This window comes from Caulobacter hibisci, assembly GCF_016135805.1.
GTDB lineage: Bacteria > Pseudomonadota > Alphaproteobacteria > Caulobacterales > Caulobacteraceae > Caulobacter > Caulobacter hibisci.
This window is the reverse complement of record NZ_JADWOX010000009.1, coordinates 162,062-178,417: the sequence shown is the minus strand read 5'-3', so window position 1 is coordinate 178,417 and position 16,356 is coordinate 162,062. Positions and strand designations below refer to the sequence as shown.

16 protein-coding genes are annotated in these 16,356 nt (G+C 64.4%); 8 read left to right on the top strand and 8 right to left on the bottom strand.

The window, feature by feature from the left end; all coding sequences use genetic code 11:
* The first annotated feature begins 16 nt into the window (after nt 1–16).
* Nucleotides 17–2,383, top strand: a complete 2,367-nt coding sequence (locus I4Q42_RS14650) for a heavy metal translocating P-type ATPase (RefSeq protein ID WP_198576850.1) — start codon at nt 17–19, stop codon at nt 2,381–2,383.
* A gap of 129 nt (nt 2,384–2,512) precedes the next feature.
* Here the strand turns inward: I4Q42_RS14650 and I4Q42_RS14645 are convergent, their stop codons facing one another.
* Complete coding sequence (locus I4Q42_RS14645; RefSeq protein ID WP_198576821.1) at nt 2,513–3,139, bottom strand: site-specific integrase; 627 nt, start codon at nt 3,137–3,139, stop codon at nt 2,513–2,515.
* Between the two features lie 313 nt (nt 3,140–3,452).
* Between I4Q42_RS14645 and I4Q42_RS26620 the strand changes: the two genes are divergently transcribed.
* Nucleotides 3,453–4,196, top strand: coding sequence for a helix-turn-helix domain-containing protein (locus tag I4Q42_RS26620; RefSeq protein WP_198576820.1), 744 nt, complete (start codon nt 3,453–3,455; stop codon nt 4,194–4,196).
* Between the two features lie 32 nt (nt 4,197–4,228).
* Nucleotides 4,229–5,497 carry a serine hydrolase domain-containing protein gene (locus I4Q42_RS14635; protein ID WP_198576819.1) on the top strand — a complete coding sequence of 423 codons (1,269 nt, stop codon included), beginning with the start codon at nt 4,229–4,231 and terminating at the stop codon, nt 5,495–5,497.
* Between the two features lie 289 nt (nt 5,498–5,786).
* Here I4Q42_RS14635 and I4Q42_RS14630 read toward each other — a convergent pair whose 3' ends face one another.
* Nucleotides 5,787–6,296: an arsinothricin resistance N-acetyltransferase ArsN1 family A gene (locus I4Q42_RS14630; RefSeq protein ID WP_198576818.1), complete on the bottom strand. Its 510-nt coding sequence runs from the start codon at nt 6,294–6,296 to the stop codon at nt 5,787–5,789.
* Nucleotides 6,293–7,036: an arsenical resistance protein ArsH gene (gene arsH / locus I4Q42_RS14625; protein WP_198576817.1), complete on the bottom strand. Its 744-nt coding sequence runs from the start codon at nt 7,034–7,036 to the stop codon at nt 6,293–6,295. Before arsH ends, I4Q42_RS14630 begins: the two co-directional genes overlap by 4 nt.
* 56 nt (nt 7,037–7,092) lie before the next feature.
* On the opposite strand from arsH, the gene I4Q42_RS14620 reads away from it, so the two are divergent.
* The 5 genes from I4Q42_RS14620 to I4Q42_RS14600 all read left to right on the top strand — a co-directional run bounded on the left by I4Q42_RS14620 (nt 7,093) and on the right by I4Q42_RS14600 (nt 11,945).
* The gene (locus tag I4Q42_RS14620; RefSeq protein WP_198576816.1) at nt 7,093–7,464 is read left to right on the top strand and encodes an ArsR/SmtB family transcription factor; all 372 of its coding nucleotides are present in this window, start codon (nt 7,093–7,095) and stop codon (nt 7,462–7,464) included.
* Nucleotides 7,461–8,000 (top strand): arsenate reductase ArsC, encoded by a 540-nt coding sequence (locus I4Q42_RS14615; RefSeq protein WP_198576815.1) that lies wholly within the window; start codon nt 7,461–7,463, stop codon nt 7,998–8,000. The genes I4Q42_RS14620 and I4Q42_RS14615 overlap by 4 nt, the downstream gene beginning before the upstream one ends.
* Before the next feature lie 30 nt (nt 8,001–8,030).
* On the top strand, nt 8,031–8,444 hold the full coding sequence (arsC, locus tag I4Q42_RS14610; protein WP_198576814.1) for an arsenate reductase (glutaredoxin): 414 nt from the start codon (nt 8,031–8,033) through the stop codon (nt 8,442–8,444).
* Nucleotides 8,441–9,730, top strand: a complete 1,290-nt coding sequence (locus I4Q42_RS14605) for an arsenic transporter (protein WP_198576813.1) — start codon at nt 8,441–8,443, stop codon at nt 9,728–9,730. The genes arsC and I4Q42_RS14605 overlap by 4 nt, the downstream gene beginning before the upstream one ends.
* A 313-nt stretch (nt 9,731–10,043) precedes the next feature.
* Nucleotides 10,044–11,945: a methyl-accepting chemotaxis protein gene (locus tag I4Q42_RS14600; RefSeq protein WP_198576812.1), complete on the top strand. Its 1,902-nt coding sequence runs from the start codon at nt 10,044–10,046 to the stop codon at nt 11,943–11,945.
* 111 nt (nt 11,946–12,056) lie between these two features.
* On the opposite strand, the gene I4Q42_RS14595 is transcribed toward I4Q42_RS14600, so the two are convergent.
* From I4Q42_RS14595 to I4Q42_RS14575, 5 genes are all read right to left on the bottom strand, one after another.
* Nucleotides 12,057–13,091, bottom strand: coding sequence for an AraC family transcriptional regulator (locus tag I4Q42_RS14595; RefSeq protein WP_198576811.1), 1,035 nt, complete (start codon nt 13,089–13,091; stop codon nt 12,057–12,059).
* A gap of 74 nt (nt 13,092–13,165) precedes the next feature.
* Entirely contained in the window at nt 13,166–14,134 is a 969-nt protein-coding gene (locus tag I4Q42_RS14590) for an alpha/beta hydrolase family protein (protein ID WP_198576810.1), read from the bottom strand.
* 305 nt (nt 14,135–14,439) lie between these two features.
* On the bottom strand, nt 14,440–14,604 hold the full coding sequence (locus I4Q42_RS14585; RefSeq protein ID WP_198576809.1) for a hypothetical protein: 165 nt from the start codon (nt 14,602–14,604) through the stop codon (nt 14,440–14,442).
* A 183-nt stretch (nt 14,605–14,787) separates the two neighbouring features.
* Nucleotides 14,788–15,183 carry a response regulator gene (locus I4Q42_RS14580; RefSeq protein ID WP_198576808.1) on the bottom strand — a complete coding sequence of 132 codons (396 nt, stop codon included), beginning with the start codon at nt 15,181–15,183 and terminating at the stop codon, nt 14,788–14,790.
* A complete protein-coding gene (locus tag I4Q42_RS14575; protein WP_198576807.1) occupies nt 15,180–16,214 on the bottom strand; it encodes an HWE histidine kinase domain-containing protein in 1,035 nt (344 codons plus the stop codon). Before I4Q42_RS14575 ends, I4Q42_RS14580 begins: the two co-directional genes overlap by 4 nt.
* Nucleotides 16,215–16,356: the final 142 nt, after the last annotated feature.

Here is a 16,356-nt window from a genome sequence, read left to right as displayed (position 1 = left end):
CGCCCAGGAGGCTAATATGGCGGACCCAGCGGGACATACACACCATCAGCACGGACCGGGCTGTACCCATGTGCAGCCGACCGCCGAGGGCACCGAGACCGTAGATCCTGTCTGCGGCATGACGGTGAACCCCGCGACGACGGCCCACAAGTGGTCTCACGACGGGCGGTCCTATGTCTTCTGCTCAGCGGGATGCCGCGCGAAGTTCGTCGCGGATCCTCAGAAATACCTCGCGGGCGACGAGCAGGCCCCGGCCAAAGGGGCCCCGGCAGGAACGATCTACACCTGCCCGATGCACCCGGAGGTTCGCCAAGTCGGGCCAGGGGCCTGCCCCATTTGCGGCATGGCGCTTGAACCGGACTTGATTACCGCTGACGCGGGCCTCAACCCCGAGCTGGCCGACATGACACGCCGGTTTTGGGTCGGCCTTGCGCTGACTGTCCCGGTCTTTGCCCTGGAAATGGGCGGACACGTCACTGGCCTGACGATGCGTCTTGGCCCAGCCACATCTGGCTGGATCCAGTTTGTGCTGGCAACACCGGTGGTGCTCTGGGCGGGTTGGCCATTCTTCCGGCGTGGCGCTCAATCGCTGGTTACCCGCAACCTCAATATGTTCACGCTCATCGCCATGGGGACCGGCGTAGCCTGGATATTCAGCGTCGTGGCCGTCTTGGCGCCGGACGTCTTCCCGACCGCCTTCCGATCCGCCGACGGCAGCGCGCCGCTCTATTTCGAAGCCGCCGCCGTCATCACGGTCCTCGTCCTGCTGGGCCAATTGCTCGAACTGAGAGCCCGCGAGCAGACATCGGGGGCGATCCGCGCGCTGATGGACCTTGCGCCCAAGACCGCCCGTCGGGTGCGCAGCGACGGAACCGATGAAGAGGTGACCCTAGATCTCATCACCGTCGGCGACAGCCTGCGTGTTCGGCCTGGTGAAAAGGTTCCTGTCGACGGTGAGGTGCTCGAAGGTCGCGTGTCGATCGACGAATCGATGGTGACGGGCGAGTCCATGCCCGTCACCCGAGGGCCAAGCGACAAGGTGGTCGGCGGCGCGATCAACAAGACCGGCTCCTTTGTCATGCGCGCTGAAAAGGTCGGCGCTGACACTCTGCTGTCCCAGATCGTTCAGATGGTGGCCCAGGCCCAGCGTAGCCGCGCGCCCATCCAACGCATGGCAGACCGTGTTTCGGGCTGGTTCGTGCCAGCGGTTATCCTCTCGGCGATCATCGCCTTCGCGATCTGGGCCTTTGTGGGTCCAGAGCCGGCCCTGGCTCATGGCCTTGTTGCGGCGGTGTCGGTGCTGATCATCGCCTGTCCCTGCGCGCTTGGCCTGGCAACGCCCATTTCCATCATGGTGGGGGTTGGTCGGGGGGCGCATGCCGGCGTCCTGATCAAGGACGCCGAAGCCCTGGAGCGCTTTGAGAAGATCGACACCCTGATCGTGGACAAGACCGGAACCCTTACTGAAGGTCGGCCGTCGGTCACCCAAATCCTCGTGGTTCCCGGGGTTGACGAGGCCGATCTACTCCGGCTTGCGGCGAGCCTCGAACGTTCCAGCGAGCACCCGCTGGCGGACGCTATCGTGCGCGCCGCTAACGATCGCAGCCTCCCGCTGACCACTCCCATCGACTTTGACTCGCCGGTCGGCAAGGGCGTCATAGGTCAGGTCGAGGGGCGCCGCATACTGCTCGGCTCGCCCGCCTTCATGGTGGAACAGGCCATCGACACGAGCGCATTGGCAACCACGGCCGATGCGCTGAGGAGAGATGGCGCGTCGGCCATCTTCGTCGCCATCGATGGCAAGCTAGCGGGCGTTCTCGCCATTGCTGACCCGATCAAGACGACGACAGCCGAGGCGGTCCGTCAATTGAAGGCCGAGGGGCTTCGTCTGGTGATGATGACCGGCGACAATCGAACTACAGCCCTGGCAGTGGCGACCAAGTTGGGCATCGATGACGTCGAGGCCGATGTTTTGCCTCAGCAAAAAGCCGCAGTGGTTGTAAAGCTGCGATCAGAGGGCCGGGTGGTGGCCATGGCCGGGGACGGGGTGAACGACGCCCCTGCCCTCGCCGCTGCTGACGTTGGCATCGCCATGGGCGCAGGAGCCGACGTCGCCATCGAGAGCGCCGGGGTCACGCTGCTCAAGGGTGACTTGCAGGGCTTGATAAAGGCTCGGCGGCTGTCTCGCGCGGTGATGCGCAACATTCGTCAGAACCTGTTTTTTGCCTTCGCCTACAATGTCGCGGGTGTCCCGATCGCCGCAGGCCTGCTCTATCCGGTGTTTGGTCTTCTGCTGTCCCCGGGGATCGCTGCGTTGGCCATGGCGCTCTCGTCCGTCAGCGTCATCGGCAACGCCCTTCGCCTGCGCGCGGTAAAGCTTTGAGCGTGGAAATGCATGTTGGCCAAAGCCTCCTGCGCGCCATTTGCTGACGTTGACGCGCTTCCAGGAACACGACGTTCCATGGAGACGCGTCGTGCACCTGACAGCTCTGAAGCTGGCGGACTGACAGCGCTAGAGGTCGATCTGCTCGGACATCTCTAGCGCGTCATCAACCTCAATGCCGAGGTATCTGACCGTACTCTCGAGCTTCCTGTGTCCGAGTAAAAGTTGGCATGCGCGCAAGTTGCCGGTCTTCTTGTAGATCAGCGCCACCTTCGTTCGGCGAAGGCTATGCGTGCCATACGCCCGAGGCTCGAACTCAATCATCGACACCCACTTATCGACCAGTCGAGCGTACTGCCGCGTGCTGACGTGATCGCCAGGTCGACTGCGGCTGGGAAATAGCCAATCGTCGTTGCGCCGCCCACGCACCTTCAGCCAAACCGCCAAGGCATCTCTTGTGGGCTCGGTAATCTCGAACGGGACGGGCTGCCCGGTCTTCTGCTGGATGATCGTGGCCCGCGCCCGTAAAGAACCTCCTGGCGCCACGTCGCTGACGCGCAGCTTCACCAGATCACAGGCTCTGAGTTTTGCGTCTATTGCGCAGTTGAACATAGCGAGGTCGCGGATTCGCCCGTTCGCTTTGAGCTGTTGTCGTATCCCCCAGATGTGCCTGGGCTTGAACGGCGGCTTGGGGCCGATAATACGGCCCGTGTTCCAGGGACGCTTGGGCGGAAGGAAGAGGTCAAATTGAGCCATGTTCGCCTCCTGCGAATTGGCTACTCCCCTCGGCTCATCCTACCACATCCGTGCGTCCGACGCTCCGGCGGCGTATAGCCGACATTCGACGCCACCAGACTCCGGACTTTGCACCGTGGGGGCCTTCGACCGCTCCCGACCCTTCTCTGACTCTCGGAAGGTCCGCTTCCGGTGGGGCGGCGAACGTCAGCTTTGCGGAGCGACGCCGTTTCCCGCTCCCGACCCTCTTTGAACCTTGGGTGAGTCAGCTTGTCCGAAGATCGATTAGCGAGTTATGCAACGGTTCTGAGATCACACCCGCGCAGAAAAACTGGTGAGTCATCCGCCTGACTTTGTCGATGAAATCTGGCGAGTCGAGTTGCCTTCGGACTCGTTAGGGGCGCACGCAATTCTTCCAGACACTCGCTGCGGCATAGCGTTGGTGGTCTTTAGCAATGGCGTGGTGAGCCAGATCTTACCTAGCCTACCGCATGTCCGTGTCCGCTTCGCACCCATTATTCCAGGCGCCAAGGTCGCCGGCGTATACTTCAAGCCCGGCCGAGCGCCTCTAACGTGCTTTTCCGACGAGGACGAGGCGGCGACAGCAACATTTTGGTCCGACGTGGCCCAAGCGCTCGCGGCCTATGCGCAAGACACGTCAAGGCGAGAAGGCGTGAGCACGGCGCTGAGTCAGCTTGCAGAACGACTGCCCCCTCCGGATCAAGTCATCCTCAGCGCCCTCCAGCACGATGGCGAAGGCGGACCTGATCGAATCTACCAACTCGCAGCTGAGCTAGGTCTTTCCGAACGGCAGTTTCGCAGACGTTTCATCGCCGCCACAGGTCTATCGCCTCGCGCGTTCGTAGTGACGTCGCGCCTTCACCTGAGCTTGGTAGCGCTCTCGCGCTCGCCAGAACCTCAGCTCGCCAGTACCGCGTGCGATGCGGGCTATGCGGACCAATCTCATTGGGGGCGAAGCGTCCAGAAGGCGTTCGACCGGAGCCTCTTGCGGGCGCATCGTGAGCTACGCGCGCACCGCGCTAGGTTCCAGGGGCGGCATCTGTCCGAAAAGTTCTAGGCGCCGGCGCCGGCCTCGGGCATCGCGACGGCATGATCATCGCTCGCGGCCTTGCCGGCTTGTTCGTCTTCTTCGCTCTGTCCGCCGTCGCGGCGGCGCGGGATTTGTCCAAGGACGTCGGGACTTTCGCCGACCGCTTTGGCTGGCCCGGTGCGGTCGCGCTCGAGGTGACGCGCGACGGCGTCGGTGAGACCGTCGTGCGAGGCGAGTGCCGGCCGGACAAGCCCCTGACGGTCGACACGCCTATGATGGTCGGATCTGTTTCCAAAGCGCTTACTGCCCGCGCGGTTCTGTCGCTGGCAAGACAGGGGCGGCTCGATCTGGACGCGCCTCTGTCCCGCGCGTGGCCGGGGCTTGGCGGGGTCGGAAATTTAACGCCTCGCCAGCTGCTGACCCACACGAGCGGCTTCAGCGCGCGCCAAGGCATGACGGTCACGCAGCCGCCCGACCTCAGCCGACTGGCTCCAGATGAGACTGTAGGCGAGCGGCGATATTCGAACCTCAACTACAATCTGCTGGGGGCGCTGGTGGCCCGCCATGGATCGGCTCCATTCGACCAGGCCCTTGCGAAGCTGGTCACTAAGCCGGACGGTCTAGCTTCACTCGCCGTCGCCGGCGAAGCCGCCAAGGCGTGCGGACATACCCTCGCTTTTGGAACTACTCTTCAGCGCCCGGAACCGGCGTGGTCGCCTTGGATCGCACCGGCTGGCTTCCTGCAGGTCAGTCCTGCGGACCTCGCGCGCTTCGAAAATAGTATCTTGAACGATCCAGAAGCGGGGCGAGGAAGTCCACTCGATCCACTGGTTGGATGGAAGAGCGCGACGATCGCGGGCGAGCATGTCTACTCCCACAGTGGTCAGATCGGCGGTGCGCGTGCGACCTTGGTGGTTATGCCAAGCCGGGGGAAGGGGCTGGTGATTGTGGTCAATCGCGGTGGCGACCTCTTGCAAGACCCGGTCGACGAACTTGCGCTTCGCAGCCTTGCGCGGCTTCAGGGGCGGCCACAGCCTCCGATTCCCTGGCCGTGGGAGCGCGTCTTGCGGTTCACGGGGCTCCTGCTGCTCGCGGTTAATGTCTGGAGACTTGCGCTTTCTTTGAAGCGTAGCAGTCTCGCCGACGTTCGGTTGTGGCGCTGGGGCGTCACGCTCGCTGTGGCGATCATCGTCCCAGCTGCCGTTCTGCAGATGACGGCGCTGAGCGCGGCCTCGTTTTGGCGATTAGCGCCCGACCTGTTCATCCTGCTGTTGCTTGGCCCGGCGCTCGCCCTTAGCCGCTGGGCGATAAGGCCACGGTTGCGATGACAGACGCGGCCGTGAGGACCGCCAGGCCTTATCCACGGCTTGCCCTTTTGCTCGCCCCAGATCCGTTAGGCGCGGCTCTCACTCGATCCGCCCCAGTCCGCGAGCTACGCGCGATGCGCAGGCTCTCTTCATTGGCGCGCCATCGGCTAGGTCCGCTATCTCGGCGGACGCAGTTTTAGGGAGGGGTGTCCGCAATCCACCCTCCCCGGCCGATCCGAAGGTCTGTAATGGCGGCCGGCCAGCGCCATTTGCAGACATTGGCTCACCTCCAGGAATCGGACCTTCGGCGCTAGGTGATGTTGGCTTCCAAGATCAGCTCGACCGCGATCACGTCGCGCCAGTCGCCGTCCAGCTTGCCGTGCTTTTCGTGGACGCCGACCTCGCGGAAGCCGACCGATCGCAGCAGCGCAAGACTGGCCTTGTTCTCGACGAACACGCGCGACAGCAGTTTCCAGAACCCGGCCTTCGCCGCCTCCTCGATCAACGCCTTCATGCCGACGACGCCCACGCCCTGGCCGCGATTGGCGCGTCGAACATAGACCGAGAACTCGGCGATGCCGGCGTAACAGCAGCGATCGGCGTAGGAGAATGTCGCAGCGTAGCCGGCGATCTCGCCTGCCTCGTCGAGGACAATGACGATCGGGTGGCGATCATCGAACCAGTCCAGGATTTGGTCGACCGAGCGCGGCGAAGTCTCGAACGTGGCGATCCGATCAGCGATCCCCTCGTTGTAGATCGCGACGATCGCGGGCGCGTCGCGGACCGTGGCGGTCCGGGTGGTCAGTTGAGGCTCGGTCATACGGTCTCGGGCTTCTGGGTTTCATGGCTCATCGCCGCCGCGCCAAGCTCGACGTGCTGGGCGATGCGCCCATCGGCCTTGCGCTCGCTGTAGCGGTCGACGAGGTAGTCGGCGCGGTCGCGGGTCAGCAACGTGAACTTCACCAGTTCCTCCATCACATCAACGACGCGGTCGTAGTAGGCCGAAGGCTTCATGCGGTCGTCGTCGCCAAACTCCTTGTAGGCCATGGCCACCGACGACTGATTGGGAATGGTGATCATCCGCATCCAGCGGCCTAGCAGGCGCAGGGTGTTGACCGCGTTGAACGACTGAGACCCGCCACTGACCTGCATCACCGCCAGAGTTCGGCCCTGGGTCGGGCGGACGCTGCCAATCTCCAGCGGGATCCAGTCGATCTGGGACTTCATGATCCCACTGATCGCGCCGTGGCGCTCGGGGCTGCACCAGACCTGCCCCTCCGACCACTGCGACAGCGCCCGAAGCTCTTGAACCTTGGGGTGCTCGGGTCCAGTGGCGTCAGGGAGCGGCAGCTCGCGCGGATCGAAGATCCGCGTCTCGCAGCCGAGGACCTGGAGAATGCGCGCGGCCTCCTCGACCAGGAGCCGACTGAACGAGCGCTCCCGCAGCGAACCATAGAGCAGGAGGATGCGGGGCGGATGGGTGGATGGCGACTGGACCTCCAGCTTGGCCTGGTCGATCGGCGCCAGGAAATGCGGCTGCAAGGCGGGGAACTCAGTCATCAAGCCACTCCAACAAACGTCATTGATCCGTCTCATATTTCCAGCATATTGGAAACATGGAATCGAAAGCCGCCGCCGCAAGCCTGTCAGCCCTTGGCCACGAGGGCCGCCTGGCGATCTTCCGCCTGCTGGTGAAGGCTGGCCCCGTCGGGGTCGCGGCCGGCGAAATCGCGCGGCGCCTGGCCATGCTGCCCAACAGTCTGTCGGCCAACCTCAACGTGCTGTCGCACGCCGGCCTGATCACCTCACGCCGCGAAGGCCGCTCGATCATCTACTGCGCCGACTACGCCGCCATGACCGGCCTGCTCGGCTTCCTGATGGAAGACTGCTGTAGTGGCGCCCCTGAGATCTGCGCGCCCTTGAGCGACATCGTCGCCAAGGCCGCCGACTGCGATGGAACCTGCCTTACCGAACTGGAGACGGCATGACCGACGACACGCGCCACCGCCCCCTCAACGTCCTTTTCCTCTGCACTCACAATTCCGCGCGCTCGGTCATGGCCGAGTCGATCATGAACCGGGTCGGTGCCGGACGCTTCAAGGCCTACTCCGCCGGCTCGACGCCCAGCGGCGTTCTCGATCCGCGCGCGACCAGCCTGCTGCAGCACCTGAACTACAAGACTGACCACCTGCGATCCAAGGCCTGGGACGAGTTCGCGATCCTCAACAATCCGGACGCGCCCGACCTCGATTTCGTGTTCACCGTCTGCGACAACGCCGCCGGCGAGGTCTGTCCGATCTGGCCGGGCCAGCCGATGACCGCTCATTGGGGCATCCCCAATCCCGGCTCGACCGAAGGGACCGAGGCCGAGGTCGCCCTGGCCTTCGCCGACGCCTATCGCCAGCTCAACAGCCGCATCACCCTCTTCTGCGCCCTGCCGATGGCGTCGCTGGATCGTCTGTCTCTGCAACGCCGTCTCGACGAGATCGGCCAGTCCCAAGCGCCCGACACCTCCGTCGCCTGATCCCTATCGTTCTGCTTTTCCTGGTGAGCCATGTCTGACGCCGATTTCCCGATCGTCATCTTCCACAACCCTGCCTGCGGCACGTCGCGCAATGTCGTGGCCATGGTCGAGGCGGCCGGCTACGCGCCCAAGGTCATCGAATATCTGAAGGCCGGCTGGAGTCATGAGCAGTTGCGGGAATTAGCCGGCGAGGCGGGGCTGACCTTCCGCCAGCTCATGCGCGAGAAGGGCACGCCCGCCGCCGAACTGGGCCTGCTGGCGGATGCGGCGACCGAAGACCAGATCCTCGACGCCATGGTTGCCCATCCCATCCTGGTCAATCGCCCGATCGTGGTCACGCCCAAGGGCGTCAAACTCTGCCGGCCGTCCGAGGTCGTGCTCGATCTGCTCGATCGCAAGCCGGCGAGCTTCACCAAGGAAGATGGCGAAGTCGTCGTCCTGTGATCCTCGCCCTCCTGATCTTCCTGCTCACCATCACCCTGGTCATCTGGCAGCCCAAAGGCCTCAGCATCGGCTGGAGCGCCAGCGTCGGCGCCGTGCTGGCCCTGGCGACCGGCGTCGTCCACATGGGCGACATCGCCACGGTCTGGCAGATCGTTTGGAACGCCACGGGCGCCTTCATCGCCGTGATCATCATCAGCCTGCTGCTCGACGAGGCCGGGTTCTTCGAGTGGGCGGCCCTGCACGTCGCGCGCTGGGGCGGCGGCAAGGGCCGATTGCTGTTCGCCTCGATTGTGCTGCTGGGCGCGGCGGTGTCGTCGCTGTTCGCCAATGACGGCGCGGCCCTGATCCTGACGCCGATCGTCATCGCCATGCTCATGGCCCTGGGATTCAAGGACAAGGCGACCCTGGCCTTCGTGATGGCGGCGGGCTTCATCGCCGACATGGCCAGCCTGCCGCTGGTGGTCTCCAACCTGGTCAACATCGTCTCGGCCGACTTCTTCAAGATCGGCTTTGCCCGCTATGCTTCGGTGATGATCCCGGTCGATCTGGCGGCCATCGCCGCCACGCTTGGCGCGCTGCTGCTCTACTTCCGGCGCGACATCCCCGCGACCTATGACGTCGGCCAGCTGAAGCCGCCGCGCGAGGCGATCAAGGATCCGGCGACCTTCAAGGCCGGCTTCCTCGTGTTGGCGCTGCTGCTGATCGGCTTCTTCGCCTTGGAGCCGCTCGGCGTGCCGGTCAGCGCGACGGCGGCGGTCGGGGCCGTGGTGCTGCTGACGATCGCCGGCCGTGGCCATGTGATCAGCACCCGAAAGGTGCTCAAGGGCGCGCCTTGGCAGGTCGTGGTGTTCTCCCTGGGAATGTACCTGGTCGTCTACGGTCTGCGGAACGCCGGCCTCACCGATCAGATCGCCGGCCTGCTCAACCAGTTCGCCAAGGGCGGGGTGTGGGGCGCGGCCTTCGGCACCGGCATCCTGACGGCGCTCCTGTCCTCGGTGATGAACAACATGCCCACCGTCCTGGTCGGTGCCCTGTCGATCGACGCCAGCGGCGCGACTGGCGCGGTCAAGGAGGCGATGATCTACGCCAATGTCATCGGCAGCGACCTGGGTCCGAAGATCACCCCGATCGGGTCGCTGGCCACGCTGCTCTGGCTGCACGTCCTCAGCGCCAAGGGAATCAAGATCTCCTGGGGCTACTACTTCAAGATCGGGATCGTGCTGACCACCCCGATCTTGCTGATCACGCTGGCGGCTCTTGCGTTGAGGCTCACGCTAGCGCCGTAGAGGCCAGAAAGTCCCCGCTCCCATCAGGTCCTGCGGCGAGCCTGCGCCAGTTGCTGACATTGGCACACCGCCAGCAACCGGACGTTCAGCACCTAGGGTATCTGACCCTCGCGATGTTCGCGTAAGGGTCGAGGTGGCAATGTCCGGTTTCGGGGACGGCCATTTGCTGCCGTTGGCGTACCTCCTGGGACGCGACATTGACAACTGCCGAGACGAGCGCTGCGCAGTCTGCGGTGATTTGCCGCCGTGACAGTTAACGCCGCTGTTAACCGGCGCACGCGAGGGTCAATCAATGACGCCCGGGATGCAGACAATGTTCGCTATCGACGACTGGAAGATCGCCACCAAGATTTCCTCCGCCCTTGGGCTGCTCGCGGTCGCCTTCGCGGTGACGATAGCCTTCAGCAGTCTGAAGCTCCTCGATCAGGATGCTCAGTTTTCGGAGCTCACCGAGCACGAGGCCCCGGCGGCAGTCGAGATGGCGCGTGTCAATCGGCAGATCAACCAAATGGGCTATGCCGGCTACCGTCTTCTGACCCACCCGCCCGGTTCTCCGGACGCGCGCGAAGCCAGAGACGCCATGGTCGATGCGCGGCAGAAGGTGATCAAGAACCTCGAAAACGCGGCTTCGTACGTTCCTGCGGACGCTGGCGAAATCGCCGCCTTCCGCATCCGCGTCGAAGAGATCATCAAACACACCGACGCTGTGCTGCATCATACCGACCGCGGCGATCATGGAAGCGCCAACGCGGCCCTTGATGCGATGGACCCCAAGATCGCCAGCCTGACCAAGGATCTGCGCGCGGCCAACCAGACCGAGAGCGCCGAAAACTTGGCGCGCAGCAACGCTCTGTCTAAAGCTGCGGTGACGACGGTCGTCGTCAACATCGCCCTTGGCCTTGTCGGCATGGTTCTAGCTGGCGGCGTGGGCTTGTGGATCGCTCGCGGCAAGATCGCCAAGCCCCTGAACGGCTTGGCGGCGAGCATGCGCCGCTTGGCTGGGGGCGATTTGTCGGTCGAGATTGACGGCCAGGCCCGCGCCGACGAGGTCGGGACCATGGCCAAGGCCGTTCAGATCTTTAAGGACAACGGTCTGGCCGCCAAGGCCTTGGAGGCTGATGCCGAGCGGATGCAGCAGGCGGCCGACAGCGCGCGCGATCGCACAGACGCCGAACGCCGCCATATCGAGGCCGAGCAGGCCATGGTCGTCACCACGCTGGCAGAAAGCCTTGGCCGTCTGGCGAAAGGCGATCTCACCGCGCACATCAGCGCTGAGTTCCAAGGCCAATACGCTCAGATCCAACGCGACTTCAACCAGGCCGTTGAAAGCCTGCGCGAGGCGATGACGAGCATCTCCAATGCGACCGGCGGCATCCGAGGCGGCGCCGACGAAATCGCCTCGGCCTCGGACGATCTGTCGCGTCGCACCGAGCAACAGGCCGCCTCCCTGGAAGAGACCGCCGCCGCGCTCGACGAGATTACCGCCACCGTCAAGCGCAGCGCTGATGGCGCGGCCCAAGCCGCCAAAGCCGCCTCCGGCGCCAAGACCCAGGCGGAGCGTTCCGGCGCGGTTGTCGCCGAGGCGGTGGCGGCCATGAGCCAGATCGAAGAAAGCTCGGGCCAGGTCAATCAGATCATCGGGGTCATCGACGAAATCGCCTTCCAGACCAACCTGCTGGCCTTGAATGCTGGGGTCGAGGCGGCCCGGGCGGGAGATGCAGGAAAGGGCTTCGCGGTCGTCGCCCAGGAAGTGCGGGCGCTGGCCCAGCGTTCAGCCGAGGCCGCCAAAGAGATCAAGGTGCTGATTGCCGGCTCCTCGGCGCAGGTCGCCAAAGGCGTCAGGCTCGTGGGCGAGACCGGCTCGGCCCTCCAGACCATCGTCGCCCAAGTGACACAGATCGACAGCTTGATCGTCGAAATCGCCCAGTCCTCTAAGGAGCAGGCTACAGGCCTAAACGAGGTCAATTCGGCGGTAAATCAGATGGACCAGGTCACACAGCAAAACGCGGCCATGGTCGAGCAGGCCACCGCCGCCTGCGCCAGCCTGAAGGCGGAGACGGGCGAATTGGTCTCGCTCGTTTCTAAGTTCGATGTTGGCGGCCAAGCGCCAAGTGCTTCGAGCTCCACGTCCCCGACGCGTCGTCCGGCAGCCAAAGCTGTCGCTGCTCTTCGCCCAGGATCGCAGCTGGCGACGAACACGTGGGAGGAATTCTGACTCAGGCTAAGCTAGCTCGGCGATCACCCTCCCTCGGCCAATTCTAAGGTCTGGGCGATCGGCTGGGCTGCGCCATAACCAGACGTTGGCTCCCCTCCAGCAAACGGACGTTCAGTGCAGCACCTCGGAGGTCTGGGATTCCGTTCCAAGTCCTGAACGCCACTCGCCCGGCGAAACGCCCGCCCAGTCCTTGAAAGCCCGATAGAACGACGTGGTATCCTGATACCCGAGCAGGTAAGTCACCTCGTCGATGTGAATGGCGGGATCGGCGAGCAGCTGTTGACTTAGCTCGCGTCGCGCATCCGAGAGCAGCGCTCTAAATGTCGTGGCCTCATCGGTTATCCGTCTTTGCAGCGTGCGTTCGCTCATCCCCAAATCTCGCGCGACGTGCGCAACCTCAGGACGGCCGCTGGCAAGCGAGCGCTTGAGAACCGACTTCACGCGGTCGGCGATCGTGTGGCCCTCATGAATCTCCGCGAAGGCGGCTGCGAGACCCGGCGTGACGAGATCGAGAAACTCGGGACTGTGTCCGGGGAACGGCGCGGCCAGATCTTCGGCATGAAAGATCATCGCGTTTCGCGGGGCCGCGAACACCAAGGGCGCGCCGTAGTAATCCTCGAGTTCGCGGTTCGCCGGGCCATCTCGCTGGCATTCAATTCGCGCCGGTGAAATACGCCTGCCGGTTCCTCGTCGACCCAGCTCCAGTAGGAACATGAAGCTCAGATCGACGGAGACCGCCGGTTCTGCCTCCGTGGCGAACGGCCATTCCTTGATGATCGTCCAGCGCCCATTCGCCTCCTCGGTCCTGAACACCTCGCAGGCGCCCATCCGCTTGAAGCGCTCGATACGCTGGATGGCGTCCCGAAAGTCGGACGCGTAGAGCGCAGAAATGAAGGCGGGCTGGTGTCCGCAGCGATCGGCGCCGTCAAGCAGCCGCAGCGCGACGGCGGGATCGTCCGCAATGGTCTCGAGCGCCCTCCAGATCGCGAACAGTTGTGCTGTCGAGAGGGTCGCGGCGGCGTCGAGGTGCAGGGTCGATGGAAGCCCTGCCGCGCGCAGGATCTTGGGCGGTTCCAAACCCGCGCTCCGCACCGCTCGCCAAAGCGTCGGCGGAAACCGGCCTCTGTCCATCACTGGCGACGTCATGTGCGTAGCTCCTTTTCCGCGCTTGCGCCGGTCCTGGCCATCCACGCGAGAATGGCCAGGAACGCACGGCTTCGCTAGCGCAGGTCGACTCGCGCTTGGGAAGAGGCTTGGCTGTGCAACGCGTCGCGCGCGGCCGCCCAGGCGCGGTCGTCGCCATCGAAGGCCGAGCGTAGATAGGCCCATGTCATGCGCAGGACGACCTCCAGGCGGTCGGGATCCTCGTCGTCGGTCTCCCTGGCGTCGTAGCCGGAAATGCCGCCCAGGCCGTGCTTGGCACCGAGGACTGTCATCAGCGCCTCGGCACCAGGGCTGCCGTAGTAGGGGTCGGCATGCCAAGCCGGCCCCCGGACCGTAAGGTGGGCCGAGGCGTCGTCACTGCCGACGACGACCAGGTTCCTGGTGGTCATGTGGGAAAAGTCGGGATTGAAGAAGCCGTAGTTGGTGCGCGCCATCTCGCTCAGGCTGTCGCCACCATTGCCAGGCGCGGTGAGCAGTACGCCAACCTTAATACGCGCCTCCAGCAGGTTGACGTCCTGGGCCTCCGGGTCCGTCGGATCGGTGAGCCGGGCTCCCAGCAGCATGCCGGCGGTCTGTCCGCCCATAGAATGGCCGACAACCGCGACCTTGGCGCGATCCAGCCGCCCCTTGAAGGCCGGCGCCAGCGCCTCGATCTTGTCCAGGCGGTCCAGGATCAGGCTCATGTCCTCGACTCGCGAGCGCCAGAACAGCGGCCCGCCCGCGGCGCCGGCCGGAAGGCCGGCAACCTTGGAGTTCAGGTGGGTGGGCTGGATCACGACAAAGCCGCGCTCGGCGTAGAAGTTGACCAGCGGGCCGTAGCCATCCTTCGAGGGGATGTAGTTCGAAGGGCCATGGCCGTGCGAGAGCAGCACGATGGGCAGGGCGTCGCCCGAAACGGGGCCGGTGATCCGCAGCTCGAGCGGCAGGCCCCGGCCGGGCGCGTCCAGGGTAATCGGGCTGAACGACACCGTGGTCCCGGTGTCGTCGACCGGGATGTGACGTGCGTCCTTAATGAGGTTGTTCATAGCTGCCTTCTCCAGGATTAGAGCGCCTCGGCAATCATGGAGATCGCCGGCGCCGATGAGGGGAAGTTAGGGCAGCGGAGAATTTGAACATTTACCAAGCGCGCCATTCGACTAGCGGACCGCGCCAACTCGTTATTGGACTTAGCAGTGTCGGCGTGCACGGTTTGAGGACTCCCCGCCCTCCCGATCGAAAGTCCGCGCCGCCGGCCGCGTTGCGCCAATAGCTGACGTTGGCCTGCCTCCAGAAATGCGACGTTCGGTCGATGATGGGCATCCTCCAACGCCGATATCCGGCGCCACCGCCTTCATGCTTCGGCACTACGTCGAAGCGCGAGGTCGGCCGCCAAGCGCGATACCGCCAAACCGGCAAGTTCGTTAATGGCGTCGAAGACCATCGCCCGTTCAAAAGGCGTCAAGGTCCCAAGCAGCCTAGCCTCGAGATCAGCGTGCATACTGTTGATGGTCGCCAAATCCATCTTCTCGGATGCGCTGAGCCATAGAAGATGAACAGAGGATCGGGGGTGCGCAGGTCGAGGAAAATCGGCCAAGCTCAATCTCCCGCACGGCAGGCTTCGAGCCGGGTCAGCAGCGCCTGAAGATTCGCGCAGGCAGACCCTCTGGATTGGTCGCATCGTCCCCTAGGCGGATATCGGTTAGGCCGCGATCGGTGCGGCTTGTCCGCCACCGGGCGCGAACAGGAGCGTCAGAGCCCCTTCGAGTTCTGTTGAATGGTAGGGCTTTTGCAGCATCGGCGCGTCGCGATATCCCTCCCGGATGCGGCTGCGGTCGTACCCTGTCGAAAACATGAAAGGGATGGAACGCGCTGCAAGGACGTCCGCGACGGGGTAGCTGAACTGGCCGTTGAGATTGACGTCCAGCAACGCCGCGTCGAAGGCCTCCCGATCAATCGTTTCCAGTGCCTGCCCGACTGTGCACGCGGGCCCCACGACGTGACAGCCCAGCTCGTCGAGCATCTCCGTCAGAAGCCAGGCGATGACCATCTCGTCTTCCACCACCAAAATTCGGCGTCCGATCAAACTTCCGGTCACGCGCCGGCCTCGGGGACAGGCACGACGATAGCGCAGGTCAGTCCGCCGGGCGCGTAGTCAAGCTCGACCGCTCCCCCCAGTTCCCGGGCCAAGTCGCGATCAAACAAGCGCGCGCCAAACCCTTTGCGGCGCGGCGGCTGGACGGGAGGGCCGCCGTGCTCGCGCCAGAACAGGCTCATCTCGCGCTCGGCGCCGCTCTGCCTCAGCGTCCAACCAAGATCCACCCGTCCTGACCCGCCCGCGATCAGAGCCCCGTGCCGGGTCGCGTTGAGCGCGAGTTCATGGAGCGTCACCGCAAGGGTCAGCGCCGTTTTCGGCTGCAGCATTACGCGTGCGCCGCGCGCGGTCAGGGGCCCGCCTTCCGTCGCGCCGAAGGGACGCAGCACCTGGTCCACGACGTCCCCAAGGCTGACGGCCCGCCAATGGCCGCGCGCCAGCAACGCATGGGCCTTGGAAAGCGCCAGGATGCGCCCCTGGAACGCTTCGATGAGCGCCTTGTCGGGGCAACCGCGGAAGGTCTGCATCGCCAAGGCCTGCACCGTCGCCAGCGTGTTCTGGGTGCGATGGTTGAGCTCGTCCAGCAGACAGCGAAGCTCCTCCTCCTGCGCCCTGTGCCGGGTCAAATCAAAAACCGAGGCGAAATACTGGATCACGGCGCCTGTTTCGTTTCGCACCGGACTGACGAAGATCTCCGCCCAGAAGACTTCGCCGGTCCGCGAGCGGCAGCGTGCATCGATGCTGTCGTGAGGGGCCGTGTGAAATGCAATTTCGACGGCCTCTCGCGCCTGGTCATCGGCCATGAGGTCGCCAAAGGTTCGGCCGAGGAGTTGCTCTCGCGTGAACCCAGTCAGGTTCACCAGGCTGTCATTGGCGAAGATGATGGGGTTGCCCGCGGCTTTGGCGTCGGTGAACAGCATCGGCATCCGCGTGGTGTCGGCCGCGACGACAAACGGCCCCAGGTCACGTCGAAAATCCTCGACCGCAGCTTCGGCGCGCTTTTGCCTTTGAGTCTTCGGCGCAAGGGTCGACATCAGTTCGCTCCCATCGGCGCTCTGCAAGCTGACCTTTCGGTCAAACCGTTCGCGAAACGGAGGGCGATCTGATGATAGCGCCGCGACTGAGACAGCTCGGCATAACACAAACTTCCAGAGGCGCGCGTTATATAGAAGACTC

Excerpts from the sequence above, each read along its gene's own strand:
- I4Q42_RS14650 (WP_198576850.1), top strand. The coding sequence starts at position 17 with ATGGCGGACCCAGCGGGACATACACACCATCAGCACGGACCGGGCTGT.
- I4Q42_RS14645 (WP_198576821.1), bottom strand. The coding sequence starts at position 3,139 with ATGGCTCAATTTGACCTCTTCCTTCCGCCCAAGCGTCCCTGGAACACG.
- I4Q42_RS14635 (WP_198576819.1), top strand. The coding sequence starts at position 4,229 with ATGATCATCGCTCGCGGCCTTGCCGGCTTGTTCGTCTTCTTCGCTCTG.
- I4Q42_RS14630 (WP_198576818.1), bottom strand. The coding sequence starts at position 6,296 with ATGACCGAGCCTCAACTGACCACCCGGACCGCCACGGTCCGCGACGCG.
- arsH (WP_198576817.1), bottom strand. The coding sequence starts at position 7,036 with ATGACTGAGTTCCCCGCCTTGCAGCCGCATTTCCTGGCGCCGATCGAC.
- I4Q42_RS14620 (WP_198576816.1), top strand. The coding sequence starts at position 7,093 with ATGGAATCGAAAGCCGCCGCCGCAAGCCTGTCAGCCCTTGGCCACGAG.
- I4Q42_RS14615 (WP_198576815.1), top strand. The coding sequence starts at position 7,461 with ATGACCGACGACACGCGCCACCGCCCCCTCAACGTCCTTTTCCTCTGC.
- arsC (WP_198576814.1), top strand. The coding sequence starts at position 8,031 with ATGTCTGACGCCGATTTCCCGATCGTCATCTTCCACAACCCTGCCTGC.
- I4Q42_RS14600 (WP_198576812.1), top strand. The coding sequence starts at position 10,044 with ATGTTCGCTATCGACGACTGGAAGATCGCCACCAAGATTTCCTCCGCC.
- I4Q42_RS14595 (WP_198576811.1), bottom strand. The coding sequence starts at position 13,091 with ATGACGTCGCCAGTGATGGACAGAGGCCGGTTTCCGCCGACGCTTTGG.
- I4Q42_RS14590 (WP_198576810.1), bottom strand. The coding sequence starts at position 14,134 with ATGAACAACCTCATTAAGGACGCACGTCACATCCCGGTCGACGACACC.
- I4Q42_RS14575 (WP_198576807.1), bottom strand. The coding sequence starts at position 16,214 with ATGTCGACCCTTGCGCCGAAGACTCAAAGGCAAAAGCGCGCCGAAGCT.